The 14,946-nt window shown below is 62.0% G+C and carries 15 protein-coding genes and 3 pseudogenes; 8 read left to right on the plus strand and 10 right to left on the minus strand.

Annotation, left to right across the window (positions count from 1 at the left end; all coding sequences use genetic code 11):
• Window positions 1-77: 77 nt before the first annotated feature.
• From BLT75_RS06280 to BLT75_RS25230, 9 genes and pseudogenes are all read right to left on the minus strand, one after another.
• Window positions 78-1,130, minus strand: coding sequence for a branched-chain amino acid ABC transporter permease (locus tag BLT75_RS06280; protein WP_093029087.1), 1,053 nt, complete (start codon window positions 1,128-1,130; stop codon window positions 78-80).
• The gene (locus BLT75_RS06285) at window positions 1,127-2,158 is read right to left on the minus strand and encodes a branched-chain amino acid ABC transporter permease (protein WP_093028816.1); all 1,032 of its coding nucleotides are present in this window, start codon (window positions 2,156-2,158) and stop codon (window positions 1,127-1,129) included. Before BLT75_RS06285 ends, BLT75_RS06280 begins: the two co-directional genes overlap by 4 nt.
• A gap of 60 nt (window positions 2,159-2,218) precedes the next feature.
• Window positions 2,219-2,941: an ABC transporter ATP-binding protein gene (locus BLT75_RS06290; protein ID WP_093028818.1), complete on the minus strand. Its 723-nt coding sequence runs from the start codon at window positions 2,939-2,941 to the stop codon at window positions 2,219-2,221.
• Complete coding sequence (locus tag BLT75_RS06295) at window positions 2,934-3,698, minus strand: ABC transporter ATP-binding protein (RefSeq protein WP_093028820.1); 765 nt, start codon at window positions 3,696-3,698, stop codon at window positions 2,934-2,936. The genes BLT75_RS06290 and BLT75_RS06295 overlap by 8 nt, the downstream gene beginning before the upstream one ends.
• Window positions 3,699-3,770: 72 nt before the next feature.
• The gene (locus tag BLT75_RS06300; protein ID WP_425441122.1) at window positions 3,771-4,946 is read right to left on the minus strand and encodes a substrate-binding domain-containing protein; all 1,176 of its coding nucleotides are present in this window, start codon (window positions 4,944-4,946) and stop codon (window positions 3,771-3,773) included.
• Window positions 4,947-5,094: 148 nt separating this feature from the next.
• Window positions 5,095-5,865, minus strand: a complete 771-nt coding sequence (locus BLT75_RS06305) for an aldolase/citrate lyase family protein (protein WP_093028824.1) — start codon at window positions 5,863-5,865, stop codon at window positions 5,095-5,097.
• 64 nt (window positions 5,866-5,929) lie between these two features.
• The gene (locus tag BLT75_RS06310) at window positions 5,930-7,339 is read right to left on the minus strand and encodes a pyridoxal phosphate-dependent decarboxylase family protein (protein ID WP_093028826.1); all 1,410 of its coding nucleotides are present in this window, start codon (window positions 7,337-7,339) and stop codon (window positions 5,930-5,932) included.
• Window positions 7,340-7,360: 21 nt separating this feature from the next.
• Window positions 7,361-7,636 (minus strand): annotated as a pseudogene (locus BLT75_RS06315) (3,4-dihydroxyphenylacetate 2,3-dioxygenase); the annotation flags it as partial.
• A pseudogene (locus tag BLT75_RS25230) lies at window positions 7,614-7,775 on the minus strand (VOC family protein); the annotation flags it as partial. The pseudogenes BLT75_RS25230 and BLT75_RS06315, both read right to left, overlap by 23 nt.
• Window positions 7,776-7,913: 138 nt before the next feature.
• Here BLT75_RS25230 and hpaR point away from each other — a divergent pair.
• From hpaR to BLT75_RS24745, 4 genes and pseudogenes are all read left to right on the plus strand, one after another.
• On the plus strand, window positions 7,914-8,351 hold the full coding sequence (hpaR, locus tag BLT75_RS06320) for a homoprotocatechuate degradation operon regulator HpaR (RefSeq protein WP_093028828.1): 438 nt from the start codon (window positions 7,914-7,916) through the stop codon (window positions 8,349-8,351).
• Window positions 8,352-8,808: 457 nt separating this feature from the next.
• A complete protein-coding gene (locus BLT75_RS06325; protein ID WP_093028830.1) occupies window positions 8,809-9,843 on the plus strand; it encodes a cupin domain-containing protein in 1,035 nt (344 codons plus the stop codon).
• Entirely contained in the window at window positions 9,840-10,538 is a 699-nt protein-coding gene (locus BLT75_RS06330) for a fumarylacetoacetate hydrolase family protein (protein ID WP_093028832.1), read from the plus strand. The genes BLT75_RS06325 and BLT75_RS06330 overlap by 4 nt, the downstream gene beginning before the upstream one ends.
• Before the next feature lie 3 nt (window positions 10,539-10,541).
• Window positions 10,542-10,709, plus strand: a pseudogene (locus tag BLT75_RS24745) (NAD(P)-binding protein); the annotation flags it as partial.
• Here the strand turns inward: BLT75_RS24745 and BLT75_RS24750 are convergent.
• Window positions 10,695-10,874 carry a hypothetical protein gene (locus BLT75_RS24750; RefSeq protein ID WP_245706394.1) on the minus strand — a complete coding sequence of 60 codons (180 nt, stop codon included), beginning with the start codon at window positions 10,872-10,874 and terminating at the stop codon, window positions 10,695-10,697. The pseudogene BLT75_RS24745 and the gene BLT75_RS24750 sit on opposite strands and share 15 nt — an antisense overlap.
• A gap of 41 nt (window positions 10,875-10,915) precedes the next feature.
• Between BLT75_RS24750 and BLT75_RS06335 the strand changes: the two genes are divergently transcribed.
• The 4 genes from BLT75_RS06335 (at window position 10,916) to BLT75_RS06350 (ending at window position 14,906) form a co-directional block, all read left to right on the plus strand.
• Window positions 10,916-11,614, plus strand: a complete 699-nt coding sequence (locus tag BLT75_RS06335) for an FAD-dependent monooxygenase (protein WP_245706396.1) — start codon at window positions 10,916-10,918, stop codon at window positions 11,612-11,614.
• 84 nt (window positions 11,615-11,698) lie between these two features.
• Entirely contained in the window at window positions 11,699-12,757 is a 1,059-nt protein-coding gene (locus tag BLT75_RS06340; RefSeq protein WP_093028834.1) for a TRAP transporter substrate-binding protein, read from the plus strand.
• Window positions 12,758-12,828: 71 nt separating this feature from the next.
• Window positions 12,829-13,413: a TRAP transporter small permease gene (locus BLT75_RS06345; protein WP_093028894.1), complete on the plus strand. Its 585-nt coding sequence runs from the start codon at window positions 12,829-12,831 to the stop codon at window positions 13,411-13,413.
• Window positions 13,410-14,906, plus strand: coding sequence for a TRAP transporter large permease (locus tag BLT75_RS06350; protein WP_093028896.1), 1,497 nt, complete (start codon window positions 13,410-13,412; stop codon window positions 14,904-14,906). Before BLT75_RS06345 ends, BLT75_RS06350 begins: the two co-directional genes overlap by 4 nt.
• Window positions 14,907-14,946 lie beyond the last annotated feature (40 nt).

Raw genomic sequence — 14,946 nt, forward strand, 5'->3', positions numbered from 1 at the left:
ACCCCGCATCGCCAATGCCCTGCCGCGCACCCGTGACACTGGCGATACCTTGTGTTTCGGGTATTTCCCGAAAAGCTCTAGGAACGCCTCAGCCGTCCGACAATTCCCGTGGGGAAGAAATAGACGCTGAGGATGAACAGCACACCCAGCCACAAGAGCCAGCGGTCAGCGTCCAACAATTGCGGCAACACCGGCAACCCTTCGATGGCAGACCCGGCCGCACCCATCAGGTTCTGCAGATAGTTTTGCGCAAGCACCAGCACGGTCGCCCCGATTACCGCACCATACATGGTGCCCATGCCGCCAATCACGACCATCAGCAAGATGTCGATCATGATCTCCATGCTCAGCGTCGTGTCCGGTCCGACATAACGCAGCCAGATCGCGTAGAGGCTGCCGGCCAGCGCCGCCACCGCCGCAGACAGGCATGTCGCAGCCACCCGGTAACGGACGACCCTGTAGCCGATCGCCTCGGCACGGAAATCATTCTCGCGGATCGCCTGCAATACCCGACCAAAGGGCGAGTTCACGACCCGAAGCATCAGCAGGAACAGGATCAGACTGCCCGTGAAAACCAGGTAATACGACAGAAGCTTGCCATTCAGTTTCACGCCGAACAGCTCGTCGCCGAACTTGAAGGCCGGACCCAGTTCGCGTGGGGTCTGGAAGGTCAACCCGTCCTCGCCTCCGGTCAGCCCCGACAGCTGGCTGACCAGTACCGCCACCGCCGAAGCCACCGCCAGCGTGATCATGGCAAAGAAGATGGCCCGCACCCGAAGACTGAAGAGCCCGATGACAAAGGCAAGCGCTGCCGCCACGCCCGCACCCGCCAGCGCGCCGCCGGCCAGCGCATCAAAACCGCGCCCCAAATGGGTCGAGGCCAGCGCCACCCCATAGGCCCCGATACCAAAGAACATGGTATGGGCGAAACTGACGATACCGCCGTAGCCCAGCAACAGGTCGTAGCTGGCCACCAGCACGACGAACACGCAAATTCGCGCGGCGGTGTCCACCGTGCGCACACCGGGAAACAGGAACGGCGCCAGCGCCAGGCAGAAAAGGATCAGGCCCAGGATAGAGGCCAGCACCACAGACCGGGGCATGTCGCCCGAAAGAACCGCTTTGATCATTTCGCTTTCACCACCGGGATCATGCCCATCGGGCGCCACATCAGGATTGCGACCATCAGGCCGATATTGGAAATCAGCGCCACCTTGGGTTCCAGGAAGGCGACATAGTTCTGCATCAGCCCCACCAGCAGGGCACCGATGAAACAGCCTTCGACGCTGCCCAGCCCGCCGATGATGACCACGATGAAGATCAGGATCATCGCCTGGTTGCCCATGTGCGCGGTCACCACCTCCTGGTACAGGCCCCACATGACCCCACCCAGCCCGGCCAGCGCTGACCCGGCGATGAACACCCCGACAAAGACCAGCCGCAGCCGGTAGCCAAGCGCCTGAACCATCTCGCCATTCTCGACGCCGGCGCGTACGATCAGCCCGATCTTGGTACGCCTGAGCGTCCAGCGCATGACGGCAAAGACCACCAGCCCGAAGCCCACCGCCACCAGCCGGTATTTCTCCAGCGCGGCGCCAGCAAAGGTGATCGCGCCCTTCAACGCCTCGGGCCGCGAGATGTAGATCTCCTCGGGGCCCCACAGCACGATGATCAGTTGCTCGACCACGATCAGCCCGCCCATGGTGACAAGGATCTGCTTGAGGTGATGGCCATAGACCGGCTGGACAATGACCTTTTCAAAGGCCCAGCCCATCGCGCCGGTGGCCAGCATCGCGCCGATCACCGCAAGCAGCATGGCGGCAAGGTTCAGCGCCAGCGAGGGCGCGCCCGTCATCCCTCCCAACATCAGCAGGACCGAAACGCCGACAAAGGCGCCCACGGATACAAACGCGCCATGACCGAAATTGATCACGTCCATCAAGCCGAAGACCAGCGTCAGGCCGGAGGCCATGAGAAAGATCATCATCCCCATCGCCAGCCCCGACACCGTCAGCGTCAGCCAGGACGAGGTATTGGGAATCGCGACCGCCCCCAGCACGATCAGGATCGGCACCAGAAGCACCGGCATCCAGGGCGCCAGCCGTTGCGCCAGTGACAGCCGCGCCATTCTGGGCGCATGTTCAGGGGCCATGCTCATGGCAGGTTTCCTGCTTCTTTCTGGTCAAAAATACTCATCTCCAACCTCATCCCTCGCGCCTCAGTGGGCGTCCATGCTCAGACCCATCAACCGTTCCTGCAAGCCGGCGTCGGTAGCCAGCTCACTCATCGCGCCGGACCACACGATGCGCCCGTCATCCATCACGCAGGCAGTGTCGCCCAGCGCCCGCGCGACCGAGAAATTCTGCTCCACCAGCAGGATCGAGGCGCCCTGCGCCTTCAGCTCGCGCAGCGCCCGCGCCATGGTCGACACGATGGCGGGCGCCAGCCCCTTGGTGGGTTCGTCGATCAGGTACAGCCGCCGCTCCTCGACCATCGCGCGGGCGATCGACAGCATCTGTTTCTGACCGCCCGACAGGTTTCCAGCCTCGGACTTCCAGAAGGTCTTGAGCGGCGGAAATGCCTGGAACACCCAGTCGAGCCTGGCGCTGTCGATTGGGCCAGATACAGCGGCCAGCACCATGTTTTCTTCGACTGTGAGATTGGCGAAGATGCCCATGTCCTCGGGCACGAAGCCGACACCGGTCCGTGCTATGGCAGGTGTCGGCATATGGGTGATGTCCTGCCCGTCCAGCAGCACCCGGCCCTTATGCGCCCGCCAATGTCCGATGATGGTGCGCAACGTGGTGGTCTTGCCTACCCCGTTACGGCCCAAAAGCATGGTCACAGCGCCGCGCGGGACCTCCAGCTCCACCCCTTGCAGGATGTGATATTGGGCGATGTTGGTACAGACGCCCTCAAGACGCAGGATCGGATCAGACATCTTCCAGCTCCCGCCCCATATAGGCCTCTTGCACCACGTCCGAAGCCATGACCGTGGCCGGGTCGCCATCGGCGGCCAGCGCGCCGTTATGCAGCACGATGATACGGTCGGCGAGCGTGCGGATCACGTCCATCTTGTGTTCGACCAGCAGGATGGTGCGGTCGCGCTGTTCCTTTAGCTCGGCGATCAGGTCCAGCACCACCGGCGCCTCGTCCACACTCATGCCCGCCGTGGGCTCGTCGAACATGTAGACCGCCGGGTCGAGCGCGATCAGCAGCGCGACCTCCAGCTTGCGCTGGTTGCCGTGGCTCAGCTCCGACACGGTCTGGTCGCGGTTTCCGATCAGCCGCACCCGCGTCAGGATCGCCTCGGCCGCCTCGGTCAGTTCCGCGTGCCGGCTGGCCATCGACCACAGGTTCATGCCCTGCCCCGCGTTGGACTGCACCACGAGACGCACATTTTCCAGCACACTGAGGTTCGGGAACAGGTTGGTCAGCTGGAACGCCCGCCCGATCCCGGCGCGGGTCCGCTGCGACACCGATTGTCCCGAGAGGTCGCGCCCGCGCAGCAGGACCCGGCCCGCGCTGGCCGGGATCTGACCGGATATCAGGTTGAAATAGGTCGTCTTGCCGGCACCGTTCGGTCCAACGATCGCGGTGAGTTCCCCGGTTTGGAAGGCACAAGAGACCGCATCCACGGCCACATGGCCGCCAAACCGCACGGTCAGCCCCTCGGTGGCAAGGATTGGGGATGTCATGGCTGGTTCTTTCGCTTGCAAAAAGGCCGGCCCCGGCGCGGGATGCGCCTCAGGGCCGGCCAGGACGGGGACTTACTTGTTGCGGATCGGGATCGGCAGGTCGTCGATCGTCAGTTCACGCACCAGTTCCGGGATCGCCCATTCCACATTCGGGTCGACCTTGATCTTGAAGTGATACATGGACTGGAGCGCCTGGTGGTCTTCGGGACGGAACACCATCTTGCCCTTGGGCGTTTCCCATTCCATGCCTTCCATCGCAGCAATCAGCGCCTCAGTGTCGGTGGAGCCGGCCTTCTTGATCGCCTCTACCACGGCAATGCCTGCCGTCATGCCGCCGGCGGTGAAGAAGTCGGGCGGGGTGCCGAACCGCTCCTGGTGGGTCTTGACCAGCCAGTCGTTTACCGGGTTCTTCGGAATGTCGTAGTAGTAGTAGGTCGCGCCCTCCATGCCCGGGAAATCCTTGTAGGCCGCCATGGCCGCAAGGATATTGCCTCCGGTGGCAATCTCGATGCCGAAACGGCTCGGGTCCATCGCCTGGATCTTGCCCATCGGGTTGCCGCCGCCGGCCCAGATGATGAACAGGCGTTTTTCGCCGTCCAGATCCTTCATTGCATTGAAGATACGTTCCGCTGCGGCTGTGAAGTCGGTGGTATCCGTCGGTACGTATTCTTCGTGGACGATGCCTGACCCGGCCCCTTCAAGCGCTTCCTTGAAAGCGGAGATACCGTCGCGGCCAAAGGCGTAATCCTGGGCCAGTGTCGCGATATGCACGTTCTCGCCCGCCAGCGCGATAGCGTTCGACACCGCGTCCTGGCTGCTGTTGCGGCCTGTGCGGAAGATGTAGCGGTTCCAGTTCTCGCCGGTGATCGAATCCGCCACTGCCGGTTCGACGATCAGGATCTTCTCGTATTCCTGGGCGACCGGCAGCATGGCCAGCGCCACGCCCGAGCTGACCGGCCCGATGGCCAGGTCGACCTCGTCGTCGCCATAGGCTTCTTCCAGCAGCGCCTTTCCGTTCTCCGGCTTGAGCTGGGTATCCTTCTCGATCACGATGATCTTTTCGCCGCCGATCTCCATGGTGCCACCAGTGGCGTATTCCAGGCCCAGCATCAGCCCGTCATGGGATTGTTTGGCATAAGCCTCGAGCGGGCCGGTCTTGCCATAGACATGGGCAATCTTGATGTCGGCGGCCGCGGCGGATGCCAGCGCCAGCACGGACACGGTTCCTGCGCACAATAGACGTTTCACGATCATTCTCCCCGATGGTGCGCCATGTGTCATGGCGCGTCTCTCCTTGAACGCCCACAGGCTAAGTTCGGGGGTTGTTTCGGTCAATTATGCGGAAATACGTATCTGCCGGACGGGTCCATTGCACCGGCTGTGCGGCAGCCCGTCCTCAGACTGATTTCCAGCGCGCGGACAAGACCCGCGCCGCATTCGCAAGCAGCATGACATCAAGCCCGACCGCAACGAATTGAGCACCCATATCGAGATAGGCCTGTGTGGCCTCGTCGGTCGTCCCCAGGATGCCCGGCGCCTTGCCGGCGGCGCGGATGCGCGTAATGGCATCGGCGATCGCGGCGCGAACTTCGGGCGCCGCGCTGTTGCCCTTGTAGCCCATGTCGGTCGAGAGATCGGCAGGCCCGATGAAGACGCCATCGACACCCTCGACCGTCAGGATCTCGTCCAGTGCCGCCATGCCGGCACGGTTCTCGACCTGTACCAACAGGCAAATTTCCGCGTCCGCAGTCGGGATATAGTCACTGACGCTGCCATACATGGTGGCCCGCGCGGCGGTTGCGCCGACGCCCCGGATGCCTTCGGGCGGGTAGCGGCAGGCGCGGACCATGTGGCGCGCCTGTTCCGCGCTTTCGACGATCGGCACCAGAACGGTTTGCGCGCCAGCGTCCAGCGCCTGCTTGATCATCCACGCCTCGCCAACCGGAACGCGCACAACGGGATGCGAGGGGCTGGCGGACAGTGCCATCAGCTGATCCCGGATCGAGCGGATATCGTTGGGAGCGTGTTCGCCGTCCACCACCAGCCAGTCGAACCCGCAGGTTCCCATGATCTCGGCCGTTCCGGCCTCGGCAAAGCTCATCCAGCAGCCGATCTGGCGGCGGCCCTCGGCAAGGGCCTGTTTGAACGGGTTCTTCGGGGCTGTCATGTCGGTCGTTCCCTGATCGGATTCTACTCTACGGTTGTCCCGTGGCCGGGCGATTGTCCAGCGCTCAGTTCAGGCTGCGGGCAATTTGCGTGATCACATCATGAGCCATCATCACATCATCCTCGGTGGTTTCGAACTGACCGGCCTGGAAGCGGATCACAAGTACGCCATCGACCCGTGTCTGGGTCAGGTAGATACGCCCATCATCGTTGATCGCATTGACCAACCGCTGGTTCAGGTCGTCCAGATCTGCGCCTTCGCGCAGATATCGGAAGGTCCAGAGTGACCACATCGGCGGCGTGACGATCTCGAAATCCGGCTCGGCGGCCAGCCTGTCGTGCAGCGCCTGTGACCAGGCAATGTGATTGCGCAGCCGTTGCCGCAAACCCTCCATCCCGTAGGTCCGCATCAGGAACCAGAGTTTCAGCGCCCGGAACCGGCGACCAAGAGGCACCGACCATTCTGAATAGTTGATGATCCCGTCGCGCCCGTGGGTCTTGAGATACTCGGGCTGTATCGCCAGCGTGCGCACCAGATCGTCGGGGTTCTTCAGGAAATGCGCCGAGCAGTCGAACTGTACGCCCAGCCACTTGTGCGGATTGAAGACGATGCTGTCGGCGCGCTCGATCCCCGGCCAGTAGTAGCGGAACTCGGGGCAGAGCATCGCCGAGCCGGCCCAGGCTGCATCCACATGGGTATAAAGCCCGTATTTCTCGGCCACGTCCAGACAGCGGTCCACCGGATCGGTGGCGCCGGTGCCGGTACCGCCGACACAGAGAATCAGCCCCGCCGGTTGCAGCCCCGCCGCCAGATCGGCCTGAACGGCGGCGTCCAGCGCGTCCGGGTCCATACCACGCCAGCCGCCCTTGATCGGTACGCGAACCAGATTGTCCTGGCCGATCCCGGCCACCCAGATGGCGCGATCGACCGAGGTGTGCACCTCGGACGAACAATAGACGCGCAGCGGCCTCTGACCGAACAGCCCCTGCCTGTTCCCCTGCCAGTCCAGCGCCTTTTCCCTGAGCGTCAGCACCGCCGCCAGCGTCGCTGACGAGGCGCTGTCCTGGATCACGCCAGCAAAGCCTTCGGGCAGGTCCAGCCCCTGCCGCAGCCAGTCCATCATCCGGGTTTCCATCTCGGTCGCCGCGGGCGAGGTCTGCCACAACATGCATTGCGGTGCGATGGCCGAGGCCAGGAACTCGGCAAGAACCGAAGGCGCCGAAGCATTGGAATTGAAATAGGCGAAAAAGCGGGGGTGCTGCCAATGAGTGATTCCGGGCATCACGATATCCTCGAAATCACGGAAGATGTCCTCCATCGCCTCCGGCGCCTCGGGCGGAACGGGCGGCAGGGCGTTCAGCACAGCGCCGGGCTCGGTCCGGGCGCGCACAGGGCGGTCTCCCACGGTCAGGTGATAGTCCTGCGTCCAGTCGGCGACCCGGCGCCCCCAGTCGGCGAATTCATTCCATTTCATCGGCGGATTCCTCGTTTGCCCTCAGAGCGCAATAATAGGTCGTGCCTTCAGGCTGGTTGGCATCAGTTCGACGCCTTCGAAGCAGGACCCTTCCTCGAACCCGCTTTTCGGGGCCGGAGCCCCCCAGAGGGTCTGACGCTGCGGATCGGTCAGCGACCAGCGGATCGGTTCCGGATCCGGATCGCGCACCTGGCGGAAAAAGGCGGTCGAGATACTGTTCCGCCCCGGAGAATGCTCGATAGTTGCGACACGGCCGGTTGTGCTCCTCGGGTCGAGCAGGCCGATGATGATAAGCGGTGTCTTCGTGGGAGATCTGCATACCCAGGATATCGACATAGAAGGCACGACTCGCCGCCAGATCCGTCACCCGATGCTCGACCTGGCCGAGCCAAACGGTGTTGAACGGTGGATGGAGATTCTGGGCAGAACCCGGCATGTCTCTTCGCCTCCTGAGATAGATCCGCGAATTTTGATTAACATGTGAACTTCTTGGCTATTTGTCAAATCTGTTCTTTGTCTCGAGGTGAGGCCATTCGACCGTTGCGAGACGCGGGGATTTCGGCAAGACTTCCTCATGAGTACCGATTTGCCCCTAACTTCAAGGTCCTTGCCGATTGCCCTTCTCCGGGCACGCGAACGCGTGATGGGACCAATTCGTGCCATTCTGGCGGATGTCGGCATCACCGAACAACAATGGCGTGTCCTGCGTGTCCTCGAGGAAGAGGGACCGCAGGATCCGACACGAATCGCTGAACAGGCCTGCCTCCTGCTGCCCAGCCTGACCCGGATCTTGCAGAAACTCGAAGAAAAAGAGTTGATCACCCGGCAACCCGACCCGCAAGATCGGCGCAAACAGATCGTCAGCATCACGGCATCAGGCACCAGGATCATTCGCGAAAATCTCGGAGCCAGCCTGGCGGTTTTCGATGCCATCCGTGCAAATATGGGTCCAGACAGGTTCGAGACCTTGCTCGACCTGCTCAACGAGCTTCACCAGGACAAAACCGGTTAATTTCCCCGTCATAAAAGCCCTGCCGGAGAGGAGGGGGGTTCTCTCCGGCAGGGTGGCCAGGCCAGATAATAGCTGCGTCGCCTGACCGTCCAGCTCGAACAGACGTAATGGTCACCGTCCTCGTCGCTGGTTGATCGGAACGCTGTGGAGCCGGTAGGTACAACTCCCGAATTTACCGAACGGGACAATGGGGTTCACCCCGTCGGCAAAGCACTCCGATTACTTCAATGAATCTTGTTCAATTCACCATGAAATCAAGACACACAACCGCTGGTGGCACAAGGGGCGCTGCCGATCATTCAAATTTCGCCCCCGGCAGCACGCAAAAAACGCCTACGCAATTCAGGGTTGCCGGCAGCTTTGCGCCTATTGGGACATCAACCCGCGAAACAGACAAGATGGTTGCTTGAGACGCGGGCCCGCCTAAGATGACGGAACATTCGCTTGGGGGGACCACATGGCCGAACAACTTGGTACGCTCGAGGAATTGCCGCAGGACTACCGCGAAGACATGACAGCGGCCGGCGTGGCGCCGCTTTGGCCGATGATGCGAAACGTGCTGCCGCATGGCGCCCCGAATCCGGTGACGCAAGCGGGATACTGGTCCTTTCCGAAAATCCGGCCTCTGCTGTTGCGGGCCGGAGAACTGACGCCGGTTGAGAAGGCGGAGCGTCGGGTACTGGTTCTGTCCGATCCCGGACGCGGAGCCGGGGCCATGCAAGCGACCGCGACGATCTATCTTGGCCTGCAACTCTTGCTTCCCGGGGAATCCGCGCCCGCGCATCGCCATACGCCCTCGGCCGTGCGGATCGTTGTCGAGGGGCGCGGCGGATACACAGTAGTGGATGGAGAGCGCCTGCCGATGGAACCGGGCGACCTGGTTCTGACGCCGGGCGGCGAGTGGCACGATCACGGGCATGACGGGGACGAGCCGGTGATCTGGCTCGACGCTCTGGACCTGCCGCTCTTCGTGCTGCTCGAAGGCTCCTATGCGATCGAAGGCGAGTTGCAGGCGCAGCGCAACCGTCCCGATGCCAGCCAGGTCGAATACAGTGCGGCCGGTCTGGCGCCGTCGCGTCGGCCGGGCCGGGGCGCAAGGCGCTATCCGATGATGCGCTATCCCTGGGCCGCAACCGAGACCGCGTTGCGCAACATGGCAACCTATGGCGAAGGTGTCGCGGAACTGGACTACATCAACCCGGAAACCGGCGAGGACGTGCTGCCCGCGCTGGGGTTCACCGCAATGATGTTGAAGCCGGGCCAGTCCGAGGCACCGCCACTCCGGTCCTGTTCCTCTGCTTTCCACGTCATCGCCGGCAAAGGGCGCACCGAAATCAACGGGCAGGTGATCGAATGGGGTCCGAAGGACACGTTCACCGCGCCGGTCTTTGCCCGCCTGCGCCATCAGGCGGAAACCGAGGCGTTTCTGGTCCGCATCCACGACCGCCCGCTCCAGGAGAAACTTGGCTATTACGAGGAACGCGCCCGATGAGCGACAGTCTGTTCACCCTGCCCAGGATAGCCGGCATCCCGGTTCGGGGCGAAAGCGCCACATATCCGATCGGACGCATTTTCTGTGTCGGGCGCAACTATGCCGCCCATGCCGCCGAGATGGGTAACGAGGTGGACCGCGAGGCGCCGTTCTATTTCACCAAGTCGCCCGCCAACGCGGTTCTGAGCGGGGCGACCGTGCCCTATCCGCCCGGGACCGAGAATTTCCACTACGAGATGGAACTTGCCTTTGCCATCGGAAAGCCGGTGTTCCGCGCCAGCCGTTCCGAGGCATGGGACGCGGTCTATGCCTATGGCTGCGCTCTGGATATGACCCGGCGCGATCAGCAGATTCGCGAGCGTGAAAAGAAGCGCCCCTGGGATCTGGGCAAGGATGTCGAAAACTCGGCCGTGTTTGCACCGATGACCCGTGCCTCAGCATGGTCCCCCGATGACGACAAGCGCATCCACCTTGAGGTCAACGGCGCGGTTCGACAGGATGCCACCCTCGCCGAACTGATTTGGAAGATAGACGAGATCGTCAGCCATCTGTCGGGGTTTTATCACCTTCGTCCGGGCGATCTGATCATGACAGGGACACCTGCCGGTGTCGGCCCGGTTGTCGCCGGCGATGCGATCACCGGCGGAATCGATGGCCTGAACCCCATCGCTCTTTCCCTTGGACCGGCGGAATAGGCCATGCAGGACCAGCGCTTTCCGATTGCAGGCGGAGGCATCGGAGGGCTTGCTGCCGCCCTGGGTCTTGCCCAGAGGGGCAAGCAGGTATTGGTCCTGGAAAAGGCTGCCGAGTTGGGCGAAATCGGCGCCGGCATACAGCTGGGCCCCAAAGCCTTACACGCTTTCGACTACCTCGGCATCGGCGATGAGGCCCGGTCGATGGCAGTTTACATCGACAATCTGCGCCTGATGGATGCGATCACCGGCGAGAAAATCACCCGAATCCCGCTCGACGACCCTTTCCGGGCCAGAATGGGAAATCCTTATGCCGTGGTTCACCGCGGCGATTTGCACGGCGTGTTCCTGCGCGCTTGCCAGGACAACCCGCTGACCGATTGTGGTCGAAAGTGCGCGCCCAGATGCTGGGCGGCGGACCACCAAGAGTTTCCGGTCACACCACCTATCGCTCGGTCATCCCGGTCGAGGACAGGCCCCAGGAATTGCGTTGGAACGCGGCGATGCTCTGGGCCGGACCCAAATGCCATATAGTGCACGACCCATTCCAGGGCTGGCGCAGCTTCAACCTTGTGGTGACCTATCACAACGATGCGCCCGAACCCGTGGCGGGCAAACCGGTCGGCGCCGGTCAGATCCGCAAGGGGTTCGAGCATGTCAGCCCGATGGCGCGACAAATCATCGACAAGGAACGCGACTGGAAACTCTGGGGGCTTTGCGATCGCGACCCGATAATGACCTGCCCAGAGAGCCGCATGGCCCTTCAGGGCGACGCCGCACATCCTATGTTGCAATATTTCGCTCAGGGCGCATGCATGGCGATGGAAGACGCCGTCTGCCTGTCCGCACTGGTGGGCGATGGCGGGGATATTCCCGAAATATTGACTGCTTATCAGAAAAAACGACGCTTGCGCACGGCACGCGTTCAGTTGCAGTCTCGCAAAATCGGGGAACACATCTATCATCCGGATGGTGCACATGCGGCGCTGAGAAATGCTTTGATGAGCGCGAAGACGCCCGAACAATGGTACGATACCGTCGAATGGCTCTACGGAGGAACCGGACTGATGGGAGTGTAGCAGCTCGGGCGAGTAGCAATATATTGCAATAGTTTTCGAGGTGAGCATTATAATGCCGGAAATGAGGGTCTAAGGGAGGAAATCATGACCTATCGCAGACGTATTCTGGGCCTGATCGGCGGCGCGGCCGTCGCAGCCCTGGCGACAGGGTTCAGCGCGGGAACGGCGCTGGCTCAGGAAGTTACGCTGAAACTGCACCAGTTCCTGCCGGCCCAGGCCAACGTGCCAAAGCTGGTTCTGGATGTCTGGGCGGACAATGTCGAAAAGGATTCGGGCGGCCGCATCAAGGTTGAGCGCTACCCCTCGATGCAACTGGGCGGCAAGCCGCCGGAACTGATTGACCAGGCGATTGACGGCGTCGCCGATGTCGTCTGGACCGTGGTCGGCTATACTCCGGGTCGCTTCCCCAGCACCGAAGTGTTTGAACTGCCCTTCATGATGACCAATGCCCGCGCGGTCAGCCACGCCTATTGGGAAATGTTCGAAAAGCACATGAAGGACACCGAGTTCAAGGACGTGCACATCCTGGGCACCTGGGTACATGGCCCCGGCATGATCCACACCAAGGACCCCGTGGAAAAGCCCGAAGACATGCAGGGCATGAAGATCCGCGGCGGCTCGCGCTCGGTCAACTCGCTGTTGACGAAACTGGGTGCAACCCCGGTCGGCATGCCGGTTCCGGCAGTTTCCGAGGGTCTGAGCAAGGGCGTGATCGATGGCACCACGATCCCGTGGGAAGTGACCACCGCGCTGAAAGTGCCGGAGCTGGTCGAGAACCATACCGAGTTCGAGGGCCGCGCGCTTTACACCCTGACCTTCGTTCTTGCGATGAACAAGGCCAAGTATGACAGCCTGCCGGATGATCTGAAGGCGGCGGTCGACAAGAACTCGGGGCTCGAGTTCTCGGTCTTTGCCGGCGGTACCCAGGCGGATGCCGATGGCCCCGCACGCAAGGTGGCCGAGGATCTGGGCAACAACATCATCACCATCGATTCTGCCGGTGTCGACGAATGGCGCGCCATTGCGCAACCCATTTATGACGAATGGGTGGCGGATATGAACGGCAAGGGAATCGACGGTCAGGCCCTGATCGACGAGGCGCAGATGCTGATCGAGAAGTATACGCCGCAGTATTCCAACTGAACTATGGCAAGAGACAGCGCGCCGTTGACCCGGCGCGCTGTTTCGCAGTCGGCGAAAGACGAAAAGAACCAATGCACAAGCTGATGATGGGGCTGGCCAAAGTCATGGCCATTTTGGGCGGTATCGTGCTAAGCATGCTGATATTGCTGACCTGCGTGTCCATTCTGGGGCGCCTGTTGAATGGCCTGTTTCACAGCGAATTCATGACCGGGATCGCGCCGGAGTTTTCGCATTGGATGATCAACGCGGGTGTCGGCCCGGTGAACGGAGATTTCGAGCTGGTCGAGGCCGGTGTGGCCTTTGCCATCTTCTGTTTCCTGCCGTTCTGCCAGATCACCGCGGGGCATGCGTCTGTCGACATTCTGACCAACTCGCTCCCACAAGGGGTGAACCGGTTTCTACGCATGATCACCGAAACGGTGTTCGCCGCCGTTCTCATCCTGATCGCATGGAAACTGGGGGATGGCATGATCAGCAAACGCAGCTATGGCGAGACGACGCTGCTTCTGGAATTCCCGATATGGTGGGCCTATGCCCTGAGTTTTCTGGCTTCCGCTGCGGCGGCTGTGGTCGGGTGCTACATGGCAGGGGTTCGGATCATCGAATTCTTCACCGGACGTGTTCTTGTCTGGGAAGGCATGGAGTCAGGCCATTGACCGCACTTGAAATCGGGATCGCCTCGTTTCCCGCCTTGATGGTTCTGATCTTTCTGCGGGTTCCGATCGGGCTTGCCATGTTCCTGGTGGGCCTCGTTGGGCTGGTGCTGGTGACAGACGGGACCCAGGTCGCCTTTGCCCGCCTGAAGAACGAGACCTACACGACCTTTTCCAGCTATTCGCTGAGCATCGTGCCGATGTTCCTGCTGATGGGGCACTTCGCCACCCTCGGCGGAATGTCGAACGCGCTTTTCAAGGCGGCCGAAGGCTGGCTGGGCCATCGCAAGGGGGGCGTGGCCATGGCCGCCATCGGCGCCTGCGCGGGGTTCGGTGCGATCTGCGGTTCTTCGCTGGCCACCGCCGCCACAATGGGCCGCGTTGCCCTGCCGGAGCTGCGCCAATACGGTTATGCCGGTGGGTTCTCGACCGCCACACTGGCGGCCGGCGGTACGCTGGGCATCCTGATACCGCCTTCGGTGGTGCTGGTGATCTATGCCATCCTGACCGAGCAGAACATCGCCAAACTGTTCCTTGCGGCTTTCATCCCCGGCATCCTGGCCGCTGTCGGATACCTGATCGCCATCTCTATTTATGTCCGCCTCTATCCCGAAAGTGCGGGCACCCGGCCGCGCGTTCCCTACGCCGAACGGTTCTCGGCTCTGGTTCAGGTATGGCCCGTCCTGCTGGTTTTCGGCCTTGTCGTCGGTGGTATCTACCTGGGCTGGTTCACACCGACCGAGGGCGCGGCGGTCGGTGCCTTTGGGACAGGGGTCATTGCCTGGTTGAATGGCGGGCTGACCCGCGCATCGCTGACGGAGAGTTTTCTGGTCACCGCGCGCTCGACCGCGATGATCTTTTTCATCGTTCTGGGGGCGGCGTTCTACAATGGTTTCCTGGCCCTGACCCAAGTGCCGCAGGAACTGTCGAACTACGTGGTCAGCCAGGGCTACAGCCCCTGGACGGTGCTGGCGCTGATCCTCGTCTTCTACCTGATCTTCGGCTGCCTGATGGACAGCCTCAGCATGATCCTGCTGACGATCCCGATCTTCTTTCCGGTGATTTCGGCGATGGATTTCGATCTCGTTTCGCTGGCCGCGATGCAGGCCGATGCCGCGATGGAGGTGCTGAAGGCCGGCGTGCCTGACGGGATGAGCGCCGAGACCCTTGCCGGCATTCAGGACGCTATCGCCAGCGGCGCCGAACTGACCCGCGACCAGATGAAGGACCTGGGCATCCGCGTCACCCAAGGCATGGCCAACCGGATCGAGGCGGAACATGTGGCGATCTGGTTCGGCATTCTGGTGCTGATCGTGGTCGAGGTGGGGCTGATCACGCCGCCGGTGGGCATGAACCTGTTCATCATCAACGCGATGGACCGCACCACCCGCATGGTCGACACCTACAAGGCGGTTATGTTCTTCGTTGCGACGGACCTGATCCGCGTTGTCATTCTGGTCGCTTTCCCAGCGATCACGCTGTTTCTGCTGGGATAGGCCTGCACGTTCCCAGCCCTGAAGTACCGGCCCGGCCGTG

Source organism: Ruegeria marina, from assembly GCF_900101475.1.
GTDB classification, from domain to species: Bacteria; Pseudomonadota; Alphaproteobacteria; order Rhodobacterales; family Rhodobacteraceae; genus Ruegeria_B; species Ruegeria_B marina.

Excerpts from the sequence above, each read along its gene's own strand:
- BLT75_RS06325 (WP_093028830.1), top strand. The coding sequence starts at position 8,809 with ATGGCCGAACAACTTGGTACGCTCGAGGAATTGCCGCAGGACTACCGC.
- hpaR (WP_093028828.1), top strand. The coding sequence starts at position 7,914 with ATGAGTACCGATTTGCCCCTAACTTCAAGGTCCTTGCCGATTGCCCTT.
- BLT75_RS06310 (WP_093028826.1), bottom strand. The coding sequence starts at position 7,339 with ATGAAATGGAATGAATTCGCCGACTGGGGGCGCCGGGTCGCCGACTGG.
- BLT75_RS06295 (WP_093028820.1), bottom strand. The coding sequence starts at position 3,698 with ATGACATCCCCAATCCTTGCCACCGAGGGGCTGACCGTGCGGTTTGGC.
- BLT75_RS06280 (WP_093029087.1), bottom strand. The coding sequence starts at position 1,130 with ATGATCAAAGCGGTTCTTTCGGGCGACATGCCCCGGTCTGTGGTGCTG.
- BLT75_RS06285 (WP_093028816.1), bottom strand. The coding sequence starts at position 2,158 with ATGAGCATGGCCCCTGAACATGCGCCCAGAATGGCGCGGCTGTCACTG.
- BLT75_RS06290 (WP_093028818.1), bottom strand. The coding sequence starts at position 2,941 with ATGTCTGATCCGATCCTGCGTCTTGAGGGCGTCTGTACCAACATCGCC.
- BLT75_RS06305 (WP_093028824.1), bottom strand. The coding sequence starts at position 5,865 with ATGACAGCCCCGAAGAACCCGTTCAAACAGGCCCTTGCCGAGGGCCGC.
- BLT75_RS06330 (WP_093028832.1), top strand. The coding sequence starts at position 9,840 with ATGAGCGACAGTCTGTTCACCCTGCCCAGGATAGCCGGCATCCCGGTT.
- BLT75_RS06345 (WP_093028894.1), top strand. The coding sequence starts at position 12,829 with ATGCACAAGCTGATGATGGGGCTGGCCAAAGTCATGGCCATTTTGGGC.
- BLT75_RS06340 (WP_093028834.1), top strand. The coding sequence starts at position 11,699 with ATGACCTATCGCAGACGTATTCTGGGCCTGATCGGCGGCGCGGCCGTC.